Genomic DNA, 19,543 nt, shown 5'->3' with positions numbered 1-19,543 from the left:
TTCCAATATTTCCTGGCTTTTTATTGTAATCTCATACAGATTGCAATACTGTCCTGCGTTTAGGACAATATGTTTCCGGTAGCTACCAGGCCACGGTGACATGATATTTATCATACAAAATGACTCTTGGTTTCCTGAATTTTGTATCAGAAACTTAGAACCCTCAGAATTTTTAAAAAATGATTGAAACAGATATACTAATAATCGGTGCCGGACCCACAGGTCTGTTTACCGTTTTTGAAGCAGGACTGCTAAAACTAAAATGCCACATTATTGATGCCCTGCCTCAGCCCGGCGGACAGTTGGCAGAACTTTATCCTAAAAAACCCATCTTCGATATTCCAGGCTATCCATCTGTATTGGCAGGTGATTTAGTTACTAACCTTATGGAGCAAATCAAACAGTTTCAACCCGGATTTACATTGAATGAAAAGGCAGAAACTATTGAAAAGCAGGAAGACGGAACTTTTATTGTAACTACAGATAAAGGAACGGCACATCATTGCAAAGCCGTTGCAATTGCCGGTGGTTTGGGAAGCTTCGAGCCTAGAAAACCTTTGATTGAAGATATTGAATTCTATGAAGATAAAGGAGTTGAATATTTTGTAAAAGACCCGGAACTGTTCAGGGACAAAAGAATAGTAATTGCCGGTGGAGGAGATTCTGCTCTGGACTGGAGTATTTTTCTGGCCAATGTTGCTTCAGAAGTTACGCTTATCCATAGAAGAAATGAGTTCCGCGGGGCATTGGATTCTGTAGAAAAAGTACAGGAACTAAAACATGCAGGGAAAATCCGTTTGATAACTCCGGCTGAAGTTACCGGATTAAACGGGGCAGAACATCTGGAATCGATTGATATTGATGAAAATGGAGCACACAGAAATATCAAAACAGACTATTTTATCCCGCTTTTTGGATTATCACCTAAATTAGGAGCGATAGCCAACTGGGGCCTTGAAATTGAAAAAAATGCTATTAAAGTAGATAACTCATTGGATTATCAAACCAATATTGAAGGAATTTATGCTATTGGTGATGTCAATACTTATCCCGGCAAATTAAAGCTGATTCTTTGCGGTTTCCATGAAGCTACGCTGATGTGCCAGAGCGTTTACAATAAATTAAATCCGGGTAAAAAATATGTACTGAAATATACGACTGTTTCTGGCGTAGACGGATTTGACGGAACAAGAAAAGAAGCTGAAAAGGCGGTCGTGAAATCGATAGATTAATCACGCGGCATTATCAAATACAAAATGGATGTTACTATCAAAATAACTGATCGGGAAGGGACTTTACACGAAGTCCAGGCACCGACAGACATGAATATGAATATTATGGAACTGGTTCGTGCTTATGAACTGGCTCCGGAAGGGACCATTGGAGTTTGCGGAGGCATGGCTATGTGTGCTTCCTGCCAGTGTTATGTCCTTAATGATGTTGCACTTCCTGAAATGGGCGATGATGAAGAAGCCATGCTTTCAGAAGCTTTTTTTGTCAGGTCCAACAGCCGTCTTGGCTGTCAGATTCACATTACGGAAGAATTGGACGGACTGGAAATAGAATTAGCTCCGGAATATTAAAATAAAAAAAAGCCTTCGGAAGAAGGCTTTTTTTATTATGAGTGAACCACATTAGTTCTTAACAAACTGTAAAGTTTTTGTTTCATTACCTTTTGTAAATCGAATCATATAAATTCCGGTAGCATAATTTGAAGTATCTACTTTTAAGTTTCCTTCGCTAACAGACGTAGTTTGTTGGATAGCTTGTCCTAGGCTATTGTAAATTGTATAGCTGTCAGGAGTTTTAGAGCTGTCAGATACTGCAATGTTTAATACATCATTAGCAGGGTTTGGATATAGTTTTATTCCCTGTAATAATTCAAATGATGGATTGCTTAATGGTGGCTGACATGCTGTTGAAGTAGTTAAGGATCTTCTTCTAGGAGAATTTTGCATTACGGCCATCATCCTAGCTTTTTGATCTAAAGTGAAGATGTTCATACAGGTATCGTTAGAATAATCCATATAGTTTTCTGTCATGTCTTTGCCTGGAGCGGCTGAGCATGTATCATAATCCTGAGAACAGTCGTAATGCTCAGTAGTGGCAGCCGGAGTGTCTGGACAATAATCTTGCCAGCTATCAGTAGCATTTACAGTGCAAGATGAGTTATCTCCCCAAATGTGTCTTAAACCTAAAAAATGCCCTGTTTCATGTGTGGTGGTTCTACCTTTGTTAATGCTTGGAAAATAAGTTCCTCCGGCTCCGGAAAAATCTGATGAACCAAAAGCTCTCCAATCAATAATTACTCCGTCCGTGTCAGCGGTATAAGGTCCTTGTAATCCCTGTAATCCTGAACTTCCAGGGAATTGAGCATAACCTAGGACACCATCTAAATCATATCCAAATTGGCATACCCAAATATTATAATATTTTGAAGAGTCCCATATAGTTTGTGGTTTTAATATGGTTTCAACACTATCTTCATCCCATTGCGAAACTCCAAGATTAACCCTATGAATACCTGTTGTAGGATTTCCATTTGGATCTACTTGCGCCATACAGAATTGAATTTCGACATCCGCTCCTATAGGATTTGTATTGTATCCCGGTGTTCCAATCATTTTTCGAAAATCCTGGTTTAGGACAGTAATTTGAGAAAGAATTCTGGCATCAGTAATATTCATCCCATTATTACTTATGTTTTGTCCGTTATGTATAACGTGGACAACAACTGGGATAGTAATTACTGCATTTGTTCCTTCAGTACCTCGTCTTGCTAATAATTTTGATTTAACAGCTTCTGCTTTAGGAGCAAGCCATTCTTCAAATTCTTGAGTTGTAGCTCTCTTACTCTCTTTTTCTTGCAGGAATGATTCGTATTCAGAAGAAACACATCTGATTATTCCCGTAGTAGGGTTAACACTTTGAACTTTTCTTCCAAAGACATGCGGTGTATTTTGTGCAAAGGCTGAAAAACCGATAAGGCCAAGGCACAAAAAATGTGTAATTTTTTTCATGGAAATATGAAAATTGGAAATTAATAATTATGTGATATTTTTTTACTTATCTTAAAGATAAACAAGCGCGCTAAGTTATAAATATCTTGGAATTTTAAAGTTAAATTTTCGAAATAATCTAAAATAAATCTAAATAATCGATAAAAAACAGATTGGGTTTTAAAGAATTATAAGAATTTACTGCAAATAGATTGTATAGCGAGTTATTAAGCTAATTCTGCTTTCATTGAAATTTGTTCTTCAATAGCATCCCAAAGACCAATTCTTTTTTCCAATGCCTGAACAGATACTTCTTCCACTTCCTGCCATCTCAATTCGTCGTTGTTGCATAGCTCTTCAATCATTTGCATGGCCATAGGACCATGCTCATCAGCATCGAGCTCAATGTGCCTTTCAAAATAATAAATCAGTTTCTGTAAGTCGGCATTTGGAAAGTTTTCCTGAAAATTCCTCAATATTTCTGTGAACATAGAAGGAATGAGGTCTTCCCTTCCAAAAGTAAAAGCGGCGGCAATCTCATGAGGCTTGCCTTCATCAATAACACGAAAGGTAAAGTCCAGGAAATTTTTGATTTTCGGATGCAGTTCGCTTTTTTTTATCGAAACAAAAATATTATGGGTTGTGATAACATTTTCTAAAAAACTCTGAATTTCCGAAATATTTGCACCGCAATCTTTCATCGCGTCAATATACATTTCGTAATGGCTCTGTCTTTTTCCGTCCAGAGTTAAATCGGTTTCTTCGGCCAAAACAATCTCGTTAATCAGGTAACGGATTTCGGGATTCCCAACAGGCAACCATGGCGTAGTTGTAGAAGTTAATTTGGACTGTAATGCTTTTAAAAGTGACATAAAATCCCAAACGGCATATACATGGCATTCCAGAAATCTTCGTAAGTCTTCCAGATTTTGTATCTTTTTATACAATGGGTGGTTTAATAAAATGTCCTTTTGTGGCTGAATGCGGGCGTTAATAGTGTCAATATTCATGATGGAGGGATTTTTACAAATGTAAAAAAGCTTCCCGTTATAGAGAAGCTTTTTAAGATACTTTAATATTTGTTTACTATTTAAATGCAGGAATTCCGGTAATGTCCATTCCTGTAATTAATAAGTGTATATCGTGGGTTCCTTCATAAGTAATAACAGATTCTAAATTCATCATGTGCCTCATAATTGAATATTCGCCTGTAATACCCATACCGCCCAGAATTTGTCTTGCTTCTCTGGCAATATTGATTGCCATGTCCACATTATTTCTTTTCGCCATAGAGATTTGCGCTGAAGTTGCTTTTCCTTCATTTCTCAAAACACCTAATCTCCAGGTTAATAATTGTGCTTTGGTAATTTCGGTAATCATTTCAGCCAGTTTCTTTTGCTGTAATTGAGTTCCGGCAATAGGTTTGTCAAACTGGATTCTTTCTTTAGCATAACGAAGGGCTGTGTCATAGCAATCCATTGCAGCGCCAATAGCGCCCCATGCAATACCGTAACGTGCAGAATCCAAACATCCTAGTGGAGCTCCAAGACCAGATTTATTAGGTAGTAAATTTTCTTTAGGAACTTTTACATTGTCAAAAATCAATTCACCTGTCGCAGAAGCACGAAGTGACCATTTGTTGTGTGTTTCAGGAGTTGTAAATCCTTCCATACCTCTTTCTACAATCAAACCGTGTATTCTTCCGGCTTCGTCTTTTGCCCAAACTACTGCGATATCAGCAAAAGGAGCATTAGAGATCCACATTTTAGCACCGTTTAATAAATAATGGTCACCCTTATCTTTGAAATTAGTAACCATTCCGCCCGGGTTTGAACCGAAATCAGGTTCCGTAAGACCGAAACATCCGATAAATTCACCGGAAGCCAGTTTTGGTAAATATTTCATTCTTTGCTCCTCATTTCCGTATTTCCAAATAGGATACATAACCAACGAAGATTGTACTGAAGCAGTAGAGCGAACACCGGAATCACCTCTTTCGATTTCCTGCATAATCAAGCCATACGAAATCTGGTCTAGGCCGGCACCACCGTATTCTTCTGGAATGTATGGACCAAAAGCACCAATTTCTGCCAAACCATTAATGATTTGGTTCGGAAATTCAGCTTTTTGAGCATACTCTTCAATGATTGGAGATACTTCACGTTTTACCCATTCGCGGGCAGCGTCGCGTACCATTTTGTGTTCGTCAGACAATAATTCGTCTAAAAGGTAATAATCTGGAGCTTGGAAAAGATCGGGTCTCATTATTTTTATCATTTCGATAGCCGGGCTATCTGTTTTTACTGTTTTTTGTTTTATTCCGAAAACGTTTGCAAACTTACATAAAGAATTGCAACAAAACAATCAGCAAATGTTAGAAAGTGTTGCTGTAATTTTTAAGAAAGCTTCAGATAATTGCGTTTTTGATAAAAAATGCGATATAAACTTAAAAGAATCTATCCGGGTTAAATTATTTTTTGCTACATTTATCTTACAGTTTTATTTTGAACATGCAGAGAATGAATATCTTAAGATAAAAGACATAAAGCCCAAATGTCTTTAAGTGATTGGGTCGATTTTCATAATTTTTAAACCTACAGATTATGTTAGAAAACATTTTGAAATTAGAAGGTGTTCACAAGTTAAGCAACGGTGAACAGAAAACCATTAAAGGTAACGGAGCAATCAGAGGAGGCGGTAATGATATTATCGCATGCGTTTGTCCGGGAACCGGAAATATAGTTGTTGGACACGCAGATAGCTGCGAGGTTTTGACAAAGCTCCTTTGCCCTCAGGATTCATAGCAAAGAAACAACAGTATACATTAGTCTATTGCTTATTTTAAGTAATAGACTTTTTTATTTTTACCGGCTTTCGAAAAGCAGGTATTACATTTTTAAATAAAAATCTTTTGTAAGATGGATGTATTCCGGAGTGTAGTTGTGGCGGGAGATTTCAATAACCAATTCGTCGGTTGGGAAATTTTCAGAATAATGCCTGCTAAAAGCCAACAGGCTTCTTTTGATTTCTGAAGTTGGTGTTCCTTTTACACGGGTAATTTTTACAGGAAATAAATCAAAATCCCTTACCAAAGCAATAAATTTTTCTTCTTCCTTATAGGGTAAGATAACGGCAAAAATTCCATTCTTGGAAAGTAAGAAACCGGCAGCTTCTGCTAAATCTTCAAAGGGAAGGGCATCGGCAAAACGTGCCAAATCACGCTGATCGTTTCCTGAAGAATAATCTTCCGTATAAAATGGCGGATTTGAAACAATCAGGTCATATTCGTCTTCCGGTTCTTCCATAAATTCGTCCAATGCGGCATGAAAACAAAACAATCGGTCGGACCAGGGAGAATTTTCGAAATTCTCTACAGCCTGTTCATAAGCATCTTCATCGATTTCAAAAGCATCGATCTGTTCAGCATGGCTTCTTTGGGCAATCATCAGGGAAATGATTCCGGTGCCTGTTCCAATATCCAAAACATTAAATGGATTGTGTTCAATGGGAGCCCATGCGCCTAGTAATACACCGTCGGTTCCTATTTTCATGGCACAATGGTCTTGCTCTACTGAAAATTGTTTGAATTGGAAAGGCATTGTGAGGAGTTAAGATATAGACCGAAATGATTAGAGATACATTTCAATTAGTCCTTCCGGCAGGTCCATAATTACTTTTTTGTTATCGCGGTCGATTGAAATCAGGAAATGGTCAATCATCGGAATCAGAATTTCTTTATCGCCATCAAGAACTTCAAATAGCGGTTGGGCTGTTGAGTCATTAATGGATTGGATTTTTCCAACAACACCTAAGCGTTTGTCTTCTATTTCAAAGCCAATCACTTCGTGGAAATAAAATTTGTTGCCTTCCAGTTTTGGCAGCATTTCTAAAGGAAGATAAATTGCATTCCCGATAAGCTCATCGGCTGCGTCTTCTGTATTGATGTCTTCAAAACGGACCCGAAGCAGGTCGTTTTTATGAAGCGAACTGTTTTCAATAAAAAAAGGAACCAGATGTTTGCCGCACTCGACAAACACTGATTCCAGATTTTCGTATAACTCAGGCTCATCAGTGTCTAAATAAACAAGGACTTCACCTTTAAAACTGAATTTTTTCGCGATTTTACCTAAATAGAAACACTCTTCTTTACGCATTATCGCATCAAAATTAAGCTTGAGTTTCTTCGTTGTTTTCTTCTGCAGCAGGAGCTTCTTCAGTTGATGCTTCAACTTCAGTAACTTCTTCTTCAACAACAGCAGCTTCCTCTTCAGCTTTAGCAGCTTCAAGTTCAGCTTGCTTTGCAGCAGCGATACGATCCTCGTTTACTTTTTTCTCAGCAGCAAGAGCTTTAGCTTTTGCATCTGCTTTAGAAGTAGAAAGGTTCTCTTTTTTCGCATTTACTTTTCCAGCTTTTTCATCTAGCCATTTAGCTAGTTTCTCATCAGCTTGCTCTTGAGTTAAAGCTCCTTTACGAACTCCTCCGTCAAGGTGGTGCTTCAATAAAGCTCCTTTGTAAGAAAGGATAGCTCTCGCAGTGTCAGTTGGCTGAGCACCATTGTGCAACCATTTAACAGCACTATCAAGATTCAAATCGATAGTTGCAGGGTTAGTAGTTGGATTGTAAGTTCCGATTTTTTCAAGGAATTTACCATCTCTTTTTGAGCGTGCATCTGCCGCTACTACCCAGTAAAAAGGTTTTCCTTTTTTACCGTGTCTTTGTAATCTAATTTTTACAGACATAATCTAAATGATTAAATTGAGGTACTCGACCTCTGTTAATTAAGGGTGCAAATATACAAAAGTTTGTGATACAAATTATTCCGCGTTTAAAATTTGTCATTTTTTATATTTTGAAATCCGGACGTTTTACGATTTTGGTGTTATTTTTTTAATTTTCATTAGCATATATGCTATAAAAAACTATTTTTGTCGATGTAAAAATGATTATCCATAGCTATCAATAATAAATATGAAAAAGATCTTATCGCTTTTAATGCTTGTGGCTGTTTTTATGTCTTGTGAAGACGATGCTACTTTCAATAATCCATCCGTTCAGGGTAAAAAAGACAATGTTAGATGGAGGGCTTCAAGTTCCTATGCAACGATTACAGGAGGAGTGTTGACCGTTTATGGAAATACACCATTTGAAACGCTAACACTTACTACGGCATCTATTGCGCCGGGAACTTATACTTTGGGAGTAAACAGTGCAAACAAAGCAACCTATACTTATGAGGCAGACGGTGTTACTTCTGTATATGCTACAGGAACAGGAGTAGGAGATGGTCAAATCAAAATTGAACAAAGTCCGGAAGGAACCGTAACGGGAACTTTTTATTTTAATGCGCCTTCTACAACGGCAGATCCTATTGGAGCGCCGGTAGTGAATTACCAGGAAGGTCATTTCTACAGAGTGCCAATCCAAACCGCACCATAAAAAATAACTTACAGAATATAAATCCTGGCCTTGGCCGGGATTTTTTGTTTTAAGTTTTTAGGAAAAGATTCATAGATAAGCACTGTTGTCCAAACCCTAAAATAACGTATTTTTGTAATCTGCGTTTTTGGGATTTTTCAAAAATATAAAACCTTAACAATTAGCCATGTACTTAATATTCGATACCGAAACAACCGGATTGCCAAAGCGTTGGGATGCTCCCATAACAGATACAAACAATTGGCCTCGCTGTATTCAGATAGCCTGGCAGTTGCATGATGAAATGGGAAATCTGATTGAAAGCCAGGATTACCTTGTGAAGCCGGAAGGTTTTAATATTCCCTATGATGCGGAAAGAATCCACGGAATTTCTACAGAACTGGCAGCGGAAAGAGGAATAGGACTTTCTGAGGTGCTTGAGAAGTTTAATATTGCGCTTTCAAAATCGAAATTTATTGTCGGGCAAAACGTTGGCTTTGATGTCAATATCATGGGTTGCGAATTTTACCGTTTTGGAGTAGCATCTAAAATGGCCGAAATGCCCGTATTAGATACCTGTACAGAATATACGGCGGAACTTTTAAAATTACCGGGAGGAAGAGGAGGAAAATTCAAACTGCCAACACTGACGGAATTGCATCAGTTTTTGTTCAATCAGCCTTTTGCTGAAGCACACAACGCAACTGCTGACGTTGAAGCGACTACACGTTGTTTCTTAGAGCTGATCAGAAGGGAAGCTTTTACCAAAGAACAGCTTGACGTACCGGCAGATTATTTTAGAAGGTTCAATGAAAACAATCCGAAAGAGATTCAGCTCATCGGATTAAAGCACATCAACCTGAAACAGGCATCTGATGAAGTGCGTGCCCGTTTGCAAAAAGCTACTGATGAGGCCCAGAAAAAGCAGACGGCAGAAAACACTATTTCTTTAACAGATGTTGATTTCGTACATCTGCACAACCATACGCAGTTTTCTGTATTACAATCCACAATTAGTATTGGCGACCTGGTTAAGGCTGCAGCTAAGCATAAAATGCCGGCCGTTGCCATGACAGACCATGCTAACCTAATGGGAGCTTTCCATTTTGTGCGTGACGTACTGAACCATAATAAAGCCGCAAAAGCAAAAAACCAATCGCTCATTGATAATGGTGAAGAACCAACAGAGGTTTTGATGAAACCAATAGTGGGTTGCGAGTTTTTTGTCTGTGAAGATCATCTCGACCGTACCCGAAAGGATAATGGCTATCAGGTCGTTTTGCTGGCAAAGAATAAAAACGGTTATCATAACCTGGCCAAAATGTCTTCGATAGCCTATACCAAAGGTTTTTATTATGTGCCAAGGATAGATAAAGAAGTCATAAAACAATACAAAGAAGATATAATTGTCTTGTCAGGTAACCTTTATGGCGAAATACCGAGCAAGATTCTGAATATTGGTGAACATCAGGCAGAGGAAGCTTTGCTTTGGTGGAAACAGGAATTTGGCGAAGACTGCTATATCGAGCTCATGCGCCACAATCAGGAAGATGAAAACCGTGTAAATACGACTTTGATTTCTTTAGCGAGAAAACACGACCTGAAATTAGTGGCAACCAATAACATTTTCTATATCGACAAGGAAGATGCCAATGCACATGATATCCTTCTTTGTGTCCGTGACGGTGAAAAACAATCCACACCGGTAGGACGTGGTCGAGGCTATCGATATGGAATGCCTAATAAAGAATATTATTTTAAGTCGGGAGAAGAAATGAAGGCGCTTTTTGCTGACCTCCCGGAAGCCATATACAATATTCAGGAAATAGTTGAGAAAATAGAAATATTCGATTTGGCACGTGAAGTATTGCTTCCAAAATTTGATATTCCTGAACAATTCATTGTTCCTGAGGATGAAATCGACGGAGGTAAAAGAGGTGAAAATCTCTATCTGAAACACCTCACTTATGAAGGAGCCAAGAGAAGATATAAAGAAATAACACCTGAAATCCAGGAGCGTCTGGATTTTGAATTGCAGACGATTGAAAAGACGGGTTATCCGGGTTACTTCCTGATTGTGCAGGATTTTATTGCCGAAGCGAGAAAGCTGGATGTTTCTGTAGGTCCTGGCCGAGGTTCGGCTGCAGGTTCTGTTGTGGCTTACTGTTTGGGAATTACCAATATCGACCCGATGCTTTATGATTTGCTTTTTGAGCGTTTTCTAAATCCGGATCGTGTGTCCATGCCCGATATCGATATCGATTTTGATGACGAAGGACGTGGTCGTGTAATGGATTATGTTATCAATAAATATGGTTCCAATCAGGTAGCGCAGATTATTACTTATGGAACCATGGCGGCAAAATCTTCAATCAGGGATACGGCCCGTGTTTTGGATTTACCGCTGTTTGAAGCGGATAAGATTGCCAAGCTTATCCCGATGAACCTCAATCTGGCGAAGATATTTACTTTTGATAACGAACAGCTTAAAAAGGCGCTTCGTGCCGAAGAATTTGATAAAGTACAGGAGCTTATAGCGCTTGCAAATGCAGGAGATTTGGGAGGAGAAGCAATTACTCAGGCAAAATTATTGGAAGGAAATCTCCGAAATACGGGAATCCATGCCTGTGGCGTTATTATCACGCCAGACGATATTACAAATTTCGTCCCGGTTTCTACGGCAAAAGATTCGGATTTGTATGTAACGCAATTTGATAACTCAGTAGTAGAAAGTGCAGGTCTGCTAAAAATGGACTTCCTGGGTCTGAAGACCCTGACACTTATAAAAGATACCGTAAAACTGGTAAAATACAGAACGGGAATTGAACTGGATCCTGATGCTTTTCCGATTGATGATGTCAAGACGTATGAGCTTTTCCAAAGAGGAGAAACGGTTGGGATTTTCCAATACGAATCGGTTGGGATGCAGAAATACATGAAAGACCTGAAGCCAACGGTTTTTGGTGATTTGATTGCAATGAACGCATTGTATCGTCCGGGACCATTGGAATATATTCCGAGTTTCGTACGAAGAAAAAACGGGGAAGAAGAAATCGTCTATGACCTTGAAGCCTGCGAAGAATACCTGAAAGATACTTACGGAATTACGGTATATCAGGAGCAGGTAATGCTTTTGTCGCAAAAGTTGGCGAATTTTTCCAAAGGTGATGCCGACGTCTTGCGTAAGGCAATGGGTAAAAAGCAGAAAGACGTTCTGGATAAGATGAAATCCAAATTCATTAACCAGGCAGTTGCTAATGGCCATCCGGCAGATAAGCTTGAAAAAATATGGAAAGATTGGGAAGCCTTTGCACAATATGCGTTTAATAAATCGCACTCCACCTGCTATGCCTGGATTGCCTACCAGACGGCTTATTTAAAAGCACATTATCCTGCAGAATATATGGCGGCGGTGCTTTCCAACAACATGAACGACATCAAACAGGTTTCGTTTTTCATGGAAGAATGTAAACGTATGGGATTGCAGGTTCTTGGACCCGATGTTAATGAATCGTTCTATAAGTTTACGGTAAATGAAAATTATGCTGTCCGTTTTGGAATGGGAGCCATCAAGGGTGTTGGAATGGGAGCCGTACAGACTATTGTAGAAAACAGAAAAGAAGGAAAATACAAATCGATTTTTGATTTGGCAAAACGTATTGATTTGCGTGCCGCCAACAAAAAAGCATTTGAAAACCTGGCTCTTGCAGGAGGATTCGATTGCTTTACGGCACATCGTGCCCAATATTTCCATGATGAAGGCGATGGAATTACGTTTTTGGAAAAGGCCATGCGCTACGGTTCAAAGTTTCAGGAAAATGAAAACTCTTCGCAAGTAAGTCTTTTTGGAGAAACAAGCGACGTGCAGATTCCGGAACCGGTCATACCTCCGTGTGAAGACTGGAGTACGATGGAAAAACTGGCAAAAGAAAAAGAAGTAGTAGGAATTTATATTTCCGGACATCCTCTTGATGATTACCGTTTTGAAATGAAATATTTCTGTAATGCCAAACTGGACGCATTGAAGAATCTGGAGGCACATGTCAATAAGAACCTGACAGTTGGAGGCATTATAACCGATGTACAGCACAGGGTTGCCAAAAACGGAAAAGGCTGGGCCTCGTTTGTATTGGAAGGCTATGATGAATCGGCAGAATTCAGAATATTTGGAGAGGAGTACCTTAAATTTCGTCATTTCCTCATACAGAATAATTTTACTTATATGAAAATTCTGGTGCGTGAAGGCTGGGCCAATGCAGAAACGGGAAAAAAAGGCGAGCCAAGAATCCAATTCATAGGAATCCAGTATCTACAGGATGTGTTGACTACTTTTGCGAAAAAGCTTATTATCCAGATGAACATCCGTGAGCTGCATTCTGAAATGATTACAAAGCTAAGTCATATTTTTCAGGCTAACAGGGGAGAAAACAATGTGACTTTTGAAGTAATGGAAACCGAAAAGATTACAAAAGAAGTGCCTGTTGCAGTAGAAACAAATGTGGATGAAGTAGAGGCAATTCCCGATATGGAAAATGCAGAAGAGATGGAATTGAGCGTTCCGGCTGTTGTAGAAGAAACCAAAGTAATTACCTATCTTTCTATGCCAAGCAGGAAATTAAAAGTGAATATTTGTGGTGAATTATTACGTGAATTAGAAAAATTACAAGTCAACTTCAAATTAAATTAACTTTTTTGAGATAGAAATTGACAATATCTTTATAACCAAAACTAATTTTCAATTAACAAAACATTACAGATAAAATAACTAATTTTGTAATGTAAAATTAAAGAACAAAAAATATGGCACAAGCAATAACTGATGCAACTTTCGAAGAAATTGTATTAAAATCAGATAAACCCGTTTTAGTAGATTTTTGGGCAGCATGGTGTGGACCTTGTAGAATGGTTGGTCCGATCATTGACCAAATCAGTACTGAATATGATGGGAAAGCTGTTGTTGGAAAAGTTGACGTAGATGCAAACCAGGAGTTTGCTGCTAAGTATGGCGTGAGAAATATTCCAACAGTATTGGTTTTCCAAAATGGTGAAGTAGTGGGAAGACAAGTAGGCGTAGCGCCGAAACAAAGCTACACAGACGCAATTGACGCATTGTTATAATCGAGAGATTATATTTTAATATGCCCTTCCAGGACCCCCAAAGTTCTGGAAGGGTTTTTTATTTTAATGTCAGTATAAAAACAGTCCCTTGATTAGGCTGTGTTTGTATGTCGATCTTGCAGTCAATGGCCTTAGCCAGGTCGCGTATCAAATGCAGGCCTAATCCCGTCTTAATTCCGACAACTTCTTTATCGTCATATAAGGCTTTAAATTGTTCCTGAGTACCACCCGGGCCGTTATCTGTTATGGAAAGGTGTTTTATCCCGTTTTCCTGCCATGCTTTCCAGATTATTTTAGCATTATTGGTTTTTTCCAAAGCTTTGATAGCATTTCCGGTCAGATTTCGGATAATTGTTTTCAGGTAATTTTCATCAGTATTTAGTACTAATCCTTGCGGGTCTTCAAACAGAATGTCAATCTTCTCTTGTCCTGAAAAATGTTTTCGTGTGTCTTCAAATAACGAACCTACACTAATGGTTTTAGGCTGAGGTTTGAAGTTTTCCATTTGGCCTTTGCTCCAAAGCAATAAGTCTTCCATGGAATTAAGCAGGTTTTCGGCAGAATTGATTGTTTTGTCTTCCATTCTTTTTTTGCTTTCAGCATCCAGCAATTCGGGACTCTCTTTTTGCAGATGGAGAAAATGAATCAGACTCGACACAGGACTTCTCAAATCGTGGTTGAGGATACTGAAAAAACGGGATTTTGTTTTATTGGCCAAATCCAATTCGTTATTCAGTTGCTGTAATTTTTCATTACTTCTTTTGCGGTTTCGGCTTTGGTAGAACAACAGTATTCCTATAATTCCCAATAGGACGAGGCCCAGTATAAAATACCATTTTTGTTTTTCCTTACTCTCAATTTTGAGCTTGTTGAACTGTATTTCCTTGTTTTTTAGTTCAATTGTGCGTTGGTCTTCCAGGTTTTTTACCGTTTCTTTTGTGTCAGTCTGATAGATAGAGTCTTTATAGGTGTTGAATTTTTTGAAATAAAGAAGTGCGTTTTTAGAATCGCCCAATTCCTCATACAACGAGGCAATCTGTTTAAAATCGGTTGAAAGTGATTTGATGTCGTTGCTTTCCTGGTCGTAAATTACCGCTTCTTTCAGCATCAGTAAAGAAGTATCTGCCACGGGTCTGCTTTTGTAAAAGGAGTTGTTTTTTGGATCTGCATACTTGTCCATGTAAATCATGGAAAGATTTTGCAGGTTGTAGGACATGACTCTGCGAATTTTTAACTCCTTGCTGATTTTTAATGCTTCCTTGATATGGCTTTCGGCCAGGTCATATTTTTTTAATTCCAAATAGGCACTTCCTAACGTCCCGAGATTTGTAGCTACAAAATTCAGGTTGTTATTTTTTCGGTTGATTTCCAATGCCTGATTAAGGTAGGAAACCGCCAGTTCATTTTTACCTTCGTTATTGTATAAAACGCCAATATTTTCAAGAATCACGGCTTTCATCGTCGGATTGTTGAACTTCTTGTTTATATCCAATGCTTTTTTGAAATATTCCAATGCCTTTTTCCGGTCTTTCAAGTCATTGTATATAAACCCGATGTTGATATAGGTTCCTGCAATTTCTTCGTTTTTGCCTAATTCCTCACTTAGTTTGAGCGATTTGAAACTGTAGTCGAGTCCGTTTTTGTAATCATTCCTATAGATATAATAAACGGCTATATTCCGGTACAAAACACTCAATACCTGCTTGTCTTTAGTTTCTTTGGCAAATGCAAGACCTTTTCGGTAAAAATTAATCGCTGTTGAGTCGGTTGTATTAATTCCCAGGCAACGGTAGCCTTCAGCCAGACCATTTTTAAAATCAATAGTTTCTGCCATTTCAATGGCGCTTTTTGCCAGTTGCTTTCCTTTTTCGGGATCCACCCTTGAATATTCCTGGCTTAGCTTGTTTTTGATAATGACAATTGTTTTTTTGTCTTTGGTGTTTTTTAGGGCTGTATCCAACGAATCAATCAGCATCTGTCCTTGCTTTTGGGCAGATAGTGCTGTAGAGAACAAGCAGAATACTAAAAATAAGAATGCCTTTTTCATGATAGCAAAATATTGATGTTTTCTTTAAAGCTCCTTCCCACAGGAATCATAGCCCCGTTGCTGAGCAGGATTTCCTGGGTGTTGATTTTTTCTATGAATTGTTTTTGTACGGCAAAACTCCTGTGTATTCTTATAAAAGACTGAAAATGGGATTCTTTAAGCAACACTCCTATGCTTGACAGTACACAATGTCTTTTTTTAGAAGTAATAATCAGCGTGTAGTCTTTTAGGGCTTCAAGATATAAGATGTCATGTAGCTTGACTTTGGTCTGGTCATGTCCTTCTTTTATATAAATCACATCACCACCTATGCTCGATTCAAATAAGGAGGCTTTATGCTTTATTTCCATGAATTCCTCAATGCGGCGCATGGTCTGGGCAAAGCGGTCAAATTTTAAAGGCTTGACGATAAAATCTAAAGTGTCAAGTTCAAAGCTTTCTACGGCAAATTCCGGGTGTGAAGTGATGAAAATACAGGCGGAAACTTCTAAAGCTTTTTTTCGCAATTCCACACCATTCATGCCGGGCATATCAATATCCAGAAACAAAATGTCCGGTTTGTTGTTTTCTATAAAAGCGAGTGCCTCGTCGGCGTTATCAAAAACGCCCAAAATGGAAAGGTTTTCAAACCGTTTCGCAAACGAAAGCACCGTAAGTCTGTCTATTTCGTCATCATCGACTATGATGCATTTTAACTTTTCCATATCCGTAGGATTTACTCAAATATAGATAAAAAATTTAACATTTATTAAGAAAAATGTTATTGGTCTATTTAAAATGTTATTGGTCTATTTCCTGTTTTTTTAGCCTGATGATGTCTGCAACTTTGTCCTAACCAAATGAGTAAAAAATAACAACAAAAAATTAGAGAAATGAAAACGATTAAAATCTTATCAGGAGTTTTATTGGCAATTTTGGCAATCTCTTGTAGTAGTGATGACAGCAAGCCTGCTCCTTCTTATCCTGTTGAAAATCCCTTAGAATCTTATTATACACAAACGGGATTTACAACTTCGTCAAACTTTATTAATTCAGGGAGCTATGAATTTGGATTGGCATTTTCTCCAAATGTCAAAGGGGTTATGAAAGCGATAACAGTAAAATTACCGGATGCAAATCCAGCATTAAGGGTTACGATTTGGGATTATACTACAAAAGAGGTTATAAAAACAGAAACTGTAAATGTGGCGAGTGCTAATACATTGGTTTCTCATCCTATTTCTGACTTGGCATTAGAAAAAGACAAAAAGTATATGATTACGATGAACTCAAATGATTGGTACAAAAGGAATAAGGCTGATAATACCAATGCAACTTATCCAGTTACAGCGGGAAATATCAATTTTTTAGAATACAGATGGCTTAGTGGAACAGCTCAAACATTTCCGACCACTGTGTCTGCAAATTACAATGCGGGTGACTTAAGTTTTGACTTCAAAAGGACAGAATAATTTCTGGGGTTAGTTAGAAAAAGACTTGGTGTTTTACGGCCAGGTCTTTTTTTACAGCAAGAAATAGATGAACAGTTGAACAATGCGGTAATGAATATATAGATGTTTTTAGGATTAGTTGAAAAAGGCTGGGGAAATAATAATCCGGGCCTTTTTTTGTTTCATCAAAGTCTTGGGATAAATTTTTAAATCAGTCAATCTTTCAATATATTTGAAGAATGAAGATTGAATCGCAAATAGAAAAAATTTCCAGTTTCCAGCATTTGGAGCTGTTAGCCAATCAGGTTGTCGAGGGTTTTATTTCGGGAATGCATAAGAGCCCGTTTCACGGTTTTTCCGCGGAATTTGCAGAACATAAGGTCTATAATTCAGGAGAAAGTACAAAACATATTGATTGGAAACTTTTCGCAAAAACAGACAGGCTCTATACCAAACGTTTTGAGGAAGAAACCAATCTCCGTTGCCACCTGATTATTGACAATTCATCTTCCATGCATTACCCAAAATTACAGGATGGGCAACAATTTTTCGAAAGCAAGATTGGATTTGCTGTTCTCGCATCGGCAGTATTGATGAATCTGCTCAAAAAACAACGGGATGCTGTCGGGTTGAGTGTCTATTCAGACAGTTATGAATATTATGCTCCGGAAAAAGGAAGCGAGCGCCATCACCGGATGCTTCTCAACAAACTGGAACAATTGCTGGCAGAACCAAAACAGTCTAAAAATACGGATACGGTTACTTTCCTGCACCAGATTGCCGAAAAGATGCACCGCCGTTCCATGATTATATTGTTTACGGACATGTTTCAACCCGGAAATGAAGAAGCGTTGCTGAATGCGTTACAGCATTTAAAACACAACAAGCATAAAGTCGTATTGTTTCATGTTATCGATAACAAAACGGAACTAAGCTTTGATTTTGACAATACGCCAAGAAAATTTATAGACCTTGAATCGGGAGAAGAGGTCAATCTTTTTGCAGATAACATAAAAGAAGAGTATGAAAAACGTGCTGAAAGCTATTTTAAGCGATTGTCATTGACCTGCGCACAGAACAGAATTAAGTATGTTCCTGTGGCGGCGGGCAAAAATTTTGAAAAAATACTCACTACATATTTGGTTGAAAAACAAATGTTTGGATAAAACGATAAAAAAAGTTTTGATTTTTTTTGCAAAAATGCTTGCAGAAGTAAAAAACTGTGGTATATTTGCACTCGCAATTAAGCGCTGGTTTGGTAGTTCAGTTGGTTAGAATACATGCCTGTCACGCATGGGGTCGCGGGTTCGAGTCCCGTCCAGACCGCTAAATTGGGGGAAGCCTTTCGAAAGAAAGGCTTTTTTGCCCAAAAAGGTTTTTAAGATTAGTTGTGTTGTTTAGGTACGAAAGTACCAGGTTTAGTAGTTAGACCAATGAAAAGCTTTCCATTTACTTGGAGGGCTTTTTTGATTTACATAACGCCTCCTTTTATCATTAAAACCATACTCCCCTAAATTCCCATACTTTATACAGAAAAAGTCCCAGGAATCCCATACACACAACAAACTTTATAAAGGTTGAAGCTAAAAATCCGATAAATGACCCGGTTGCTGCTTTTAGTGCACGGGAATGGTCTTTGGAATCGTATAACATTTCGCCAATAAAAGCACCCAGAAAAGGGCCTATAACAAATCCAAAAGGAATAGGGGCAATCAGTCCGACAACCAATCCTATGTTGGTGCCCCAGATTCCATAGGAACTGCCTCCAAAATGTTTGGTTCCCTTAGCCGGAATAATATAGTCCAGAATGCCGGAAACGATGGCTATGAACAGCGTAATGCCCAACACCCAGTATTCGGTTTCAATTCCGTCGCAAAAGTAAAGGAGCAGCAAACCTATCCAGGAAAGCGGAGCATCTGGAAGCACAGGCAGGAAGCTGCCGATGATTCCTCCAATCACGCACAAAAATCCGGCAACCAATAAAAAATATTCCATAAATTAAATTTATTATTTTTGAATTATGTAATATTACAAAATGCCTGCCAATCATCACATGAGAAAACTAACAGCAATTCTTTTTTTAGGACTTTTGTGTTCTTGCCAGAATCTTCAGAATCAGAAGATTTCTGAAGAAGAACTGCTCAAACAGGAGCTCCAGAAAGTAAACTGGAATCAGGTAGATGAATTTCCTTCTGTGGCAACTTGTGATTCCATTAAGGATGAAACGACCCGAAAGCAGTGTTTTTTTGACTTTTTAACGGTTACCATCCAACAGAAACTGGATTTGGATACGTTGTCAATATTATATCCACAGATTGATACAATACAGGTCAAAGTTACCGTATATCCGGATTCAAGAATTGAGTTCGAACCACAGTTCCCGTCCGATAGCCTGGCCTATGATAAAGTGAAAATTGACAGCATACTCCATAGCCGTCTGACCGATTTTCCAAAGATTAATCCCGCTTTGAAAAGAGGCATTCCGGTAAAGACGCAATTTATCTTGCCTGTAATTCTCAATGTAGAATAATAA

18 protein-coding genes and 1 tRNA gene are annotated in these 19,543 nt (G+C 38.3%); 10 read left to right on the top strand and 9 right to left on the bottom strand.

Translation table 11 applies throughout. The features are described 5' to 3' along the window. Window positions 1–179: 179 nt before the first annotated feature. The gene (locus tag BGO88_RS11440; RefSeq protein WP_286706965.1) at window positions 180–1,232 is read left to right on the top strand and encodes an NAD(P)/FAD-dependent oxidoreductase; all 1,053 of its coding nucleotides are present in this window, start codon (window positions 180–182) and stop codon (window positions 1,230–1,232) included. A 24-nt stretch (window positions 1,233–1,256) separates the two neighbouring features. Further along, the gene (locus tag BGO88_RS11435) at window positions 1,257–1,583 is read left to right on the top strand and encodes a 2Fe-2S iron-sulfur cluster-binding family protein (protein WP_286706964.1); all 327 of its coding nucleotides are present in this window, start codon (window positions 1,257–1,259) and stop codon (window positions 1,581–1,583) included. Between the two features lie 51 nt (window positions 1,584–1,634). On the opposite strand, the gene BGO88_RS11430 is transcribed toward BGO88_RS11435, so the two are convergent. From BGO88_RS11430 to BGO88_RS11420, 3 genes are all read right to left on the bottom strand, one after another. Beyond that, complete coding sequence (locus BGO88_RS11430) at window positions 1,635–2,999, bottom strand: T9SS type A sorting domain-containing protein (RefSeq protein ID WP_286706963.1); 1,365 nt, start codon at window positions 2,997–2,999, stop codon at window positions 1,635–1,637. 227 nt (window positions 3,000–3,226) lie between these two features. Beyond that, window positions 3,227–4,009, bottom strand: coding sequence for a DUF3050 domain-containing protein (locus tag BGO88_RS11425; RefSeq protein WP_286706962.1), 783 nt, complete (start codon window positions 4,007–4,009; stop codon window positions 3,227–3,229). 76 nt (window positions 4,010–4,085) lie between these two features. After that, window positions 4,086–5,264, bottom strand: coding sequence for an acyl-CoA dehydrogenase family protein (locus BGO88_RS11420; RefSeq protein ID WP_286706961.1), 1,179 nt, complete (start codon window positions 5,262–5,264; stop codon window positions 4,086–4,088). A gap of 338 nt (window positions 5,265–5,602) precedes the next feature. Here BGO88_RS11420 and BGO88_RS11415 point away from each other — a divergent pair, with 338 nt between their 5' ends. After that, on the top strand, window positions 5,603–5,803 hold the full coding sequence (locus BGO88_RS11415) for a hypothetical protein (RefSeq protein ID WP_056072002.1): 201 nt from the start codon (window positions 5,603–5,605) through the stop codon (window positions 5,801–5,803). Window positions 5,804–5,887: 84 nt separating this feature from the next. On the opposite strand, the gene BGO88_RS11410 is transcribed toward BGO88_RS11415, so the two are convergent. The 3 genes from BGO88_RS11410 to BGO88_RS11400 all read right to left on the bottom strand — a co-directional run bounded on the left by BGO88_RS11410 (window position 5,888) and on the right by BGO88_RS11400 (window position 7,739). Continuing rightward, window positions 5,888–6,550: a tRNA1(Val) (adenine(37)-N6)-methyltransferase gene (locus BGO88_RS11410; RefSeq protein ID WP_286706960.1), complete on the bottom strand. Its 663-nt coding sequence runs from the start codon at window positions 6,548–6,550 to the stop codon at window positions 5,888–5,890. Between the two features lie 78 nt (window positions 6,551–6,628). Further along, complete coding sequence (gene rimM / locus BGO88_RS11405) at window positions 6,629–7,153, bottom strand: ribosome maturation factor RimM (RefSeq protein ID WP_286706959.1); 525 nt, start codon at window positions 7,151–7,153, stop codon at window positions 6,629–6,631. Window positions 7,154–7,166: 13 nt separating this feature from the next. Continuing rightward, entirely contained in the window at window positions 7,167–7,739 is a 573-nt protein-coding gene (locus BGO88_RS11400; protein ID WP_286706958.1) for a 30S ribosomal protein S16, read from the bottom strand. 229 nt (window positions 7,740–7,968) lie between these two features. On the opposite strand from BGO88_RS11400, the gene BGO88_RS11395 reads away from it, so the two are divergent. The 3 genes from BGO88_RS11395 to trxA all read left to right on the top strand — a co-directional run bounded on the left by BGO88_RS11395 (window position 7,969) and on the right by trxA (window position 13,533). Further along, window positions 7,969–8,436 carry a DUF6252 domain-containing protein gene (locus BGO88_RS11395; RefSeq protein WP_286706957.1) on the top strand — a complete coding sequence of 156 codons (468 nt, stop codon included), beginning with the start codon at window positions 7,969–7,971 and terminating at the stop codon, window positions 8,434–8,436. A gap of 166 nt (window positions 8,437–8,602) precedes the next feature. Then, complete coding sequence (dnaE, locus tag BGO88_RS11390; protein ID WP_286706956.1) at window positions 8,603–13,102, top strand: DNA polymerase III subunit alpha; 4,500 nt, start codon at window positions 8,603–8,605, stop codon at window positions 13,100–13,102. A gap of 113 nt (window positions 13,103–13,215) precedes the next feature. Next, window positions 13,216–13,533, top strand: a complete 318-nt coding sequence (gene trxA, locus BGO88_RS11385; protein ID WP_056072021.1) for a thioredoxin — start codon at window positions 13,216–13,218, stop codon at window positions 13,531–13,533. A 58-nt stretch (window positions 13,534–13,591) separates the two neighbouring features. On the opposite strand, the gene BGO88_RS11380 is transcribed toward trxA, so the two are convergent. Both BGO88_RS11380 and BGO88_RS11375 read right to left on the bottom strand, forming a co-directional pair. Further along, window positions 13,592–15,580: a tetratricopeptide repeat-containing sensor histidine kinase gene (locus BGO88_RS11380; RefSeq protein ID WP_286706955.1), complete on the bottom strand. Its 1,989-nt coding sequence runs from the start codon at window positions 15,578–15,580 to the stop codon at window positions 13,592–13,594. After that, window positions 15,577–16,284 (bottom strand): LytR/AlgR family response regulator transcription factor, encoded by a 708-nt coding sequence (locus BGO88_RS11375; RefSeq protein WP_286706954.1) that lies wholly within the window; start codon window positions 16,282–16,284, stop codon window positions 15,577–15,579. The genes BGO88_RS11380 and BGO88_RS11375 overlap by 4 nt, the downstream gene beginning before the upstream one ends. 168 nt (window positions 16,285–16,452) lie before the next feature. Here BGO88_RS11375 and BGO88_RS11370 point away from each other — a divergent pair, with 168 nt between their 5' ends. The 3 genes from BGO88_RS11370 to BGO88_RS11360 all read left to right on the top strand — a co-directional run bounded on the left by BGO88_RS11370 (window position 16,453) and on the right by BGO88_RS11360 (window position 18,336). Continuing rightward, window positions 16,453–17,031 carry a hypothetical protein gene (locus BGO88_RS11370; RefSeq protein WP_286706953.1) on the top strand — a complete coding sequence of 193 codons (579 nt, stop codon included), beginning with the start codon at window positions 16,453–16,455 and terminating at the stop codon, window positions 17,029–17,031. Between the two features lie 218 nt (window positions 17,032–17,249). After that, on the top strand, window positions 17,250–18,176 hold the full coding sequence (locus BGO88_RS11365) for a DUF58 domain-containing protein (RefSeq protein WP_286706952.1): 927 nt from the start codon (window positions 17,250–17,252) through the stop codon (window positions 18,174–18,176). Between the two features lie 86 nt (window positions 18,177–18,262). Next, window positions 18,263–18,336: transfer RNA gene (locus BGO88_RS11360), tRNA-Asp, on the top strand. Window positions 18,337–18,504: 168 nt separating this feature from the next. On the opposite strand, the gene BGO88_RS11355 is transcribed toward BGO88_RS11360, so the two are convergent. Continuing rightward, window positions 18,505–19,005 (bottom strand): DUF456 domain-containing protein, encoded by a 501-nt coding sequence (locus BGO88_RS11355; protein WP_286706951.1) that lies wholly within the window; start codon window positions 19,003–19,005, stop codon window positions 18,505–18,507. Between the two features lie 58 nt (window positions 19,006–19,063). Here BGO88_RS11355 and BGO88_RS11350 point away from each other — a divergent pair, with 58 nt between their 5' ends. Next, a complete protein-coding gene (locus BGO88_RS11350) occupies window positions 19,064–19,540 on the top strand; it encodes a hypothetical protein (RefSeq protein WP_056072527.1) in 477 nt (158 codons plus the stop codon). Window positions 19,541–19,543 lie beyond the last annotated feature (3 nt).

This window comes from Flavobacterium sp. 38-13, assembly GCF_001899155.1.
Classification (GTDB): domain Bacteria; phylum Bacteroidota; class Bacteroidia; order Flavobacteriales; family Flavobacteriaceae; genus Flavobacterium; species Flavobacterium lindanitolerans.
The sequence above is the reverse complement of the archived record's forward strand: the minus strand, read 5'-3'. Positions and strand labels throughout refer to the sequence as shown.

Bases quoted from the DNA above. Each gene is read 5' to 3' on its own strand.
- BGO88_RS11440 (WP_286706965.1), top strand. From the start codon at position 180: ATGATTGAAACAGATATACTAATAATCGGTGCCGGACCCACAGGTCTG.
- BGO88_RS11435 (WP_286706964.1), top strand. From the start codon at position 1,257: ATGGATGTTACTATCAAAATAACTGATCGGGAAGGGACTTTACACGAA.
- BGO88_RS11425 (WP_286706962.1), bottom strand. From the start codon at position 4,009: ATGAATATTGACACTATTAACGCCCGCATTCAGCCACAAAAGGACATT.
- BGO88_RS11420 (WP_286706961.1), bottom strand. From the start codon at position 5,264: ATGAGACCCGATCTTTTCCAAGCTCCAGATTATTACCTTTTAGACGAA.
- BGO88_RS11415 (WP_056072002.1), top strand. From the start codon at position 5,603: ATGTTAGAAAACATTTTGAAATTAGAAGGTGTTCACAAGTTAAGCAAC.
- BGO88_RS11410 (WP_286706960.1), bottom strand. From the start codon at position 6,550: ATGAAAATAGGAACCGACGGTGTATTACTAGGCGCATGGGCTCCCATT.
- rimM (WP_286706959.1), bottom strand. From the start codon at position 7,153: ATGCGTAAAGAAGAGTGTTTCTATTTAGGTAAAATCGCGAAAAAATTC.
- BGO88_RS11400 (WP_286706958.1), bottom strand. From the start codon at position 7,739: ATGTCTGTAAAAATTAGATTACAAAGACACGGTAAAAAAGGAAAACCT.
- BGO88_RS11395 (WP_286706957.1), top strand. From the start codon at position 7,969: ATGAAAAAGATCTTATCGCTTTTAATGCTTGTGGCTGTTTTTATGTCT.
- dnaE (WP_286706956.1), top strand. From the start codon at position 8,603: ATGTACTTAATATTCGATACCGAAACAACCGGATTGCCAAAGCGTTGG.
- trxA (WP_056072021.1), top strand. From the start codon at position 13,216: ATGGCACAAGCAATAACTGATGCAACTTTCGAAGAAATTGTATTAAAA.
- BGO88_RS11380 (WP_286706955.1), bottom strand. From the start codon at position 15,580: ATGAAAAAGGCATTCTTATTTTTAGTATTCTGCTTGTTCTCTACAGCA.
- BGO88_RS11375 (WP_286706954.1), bottom strand. From the start codon at position 16,284: ATGGAAAAGTTAAAATGCATCATAGTCGATGATGACGAAATAGACAGA.
- BGO88_RS11370 (WP_286706953.1), top strand. From the start codon at position 16,453: ATGAAAACGATTAAAATCTTATCAGGAGTTTTATTGGCAATTTTGGCA.
- BGO88_RS11365 (WP_286706952.1), top strand. From the start codon at position 17,250: ATGAAGATTGAATCGCAAATAGAAAAAATTTCCAGTTTCCAGCATTTG.
- BGO88_RS11355 (WP_286706951.1), bottom strand. From the start codon at position 19,005: ATGGAATATTTTTTATTGGTTGCCGGATTTTTGTGCGTGATTGGAGGA.
- BGO88_RS11350 (WP_056072527.1), top strand. From the start codon at position 19,064: ATGAGAAAACTAACAGCAATTCTTTTTTTAGGACTTTTGTGTTCTTGC.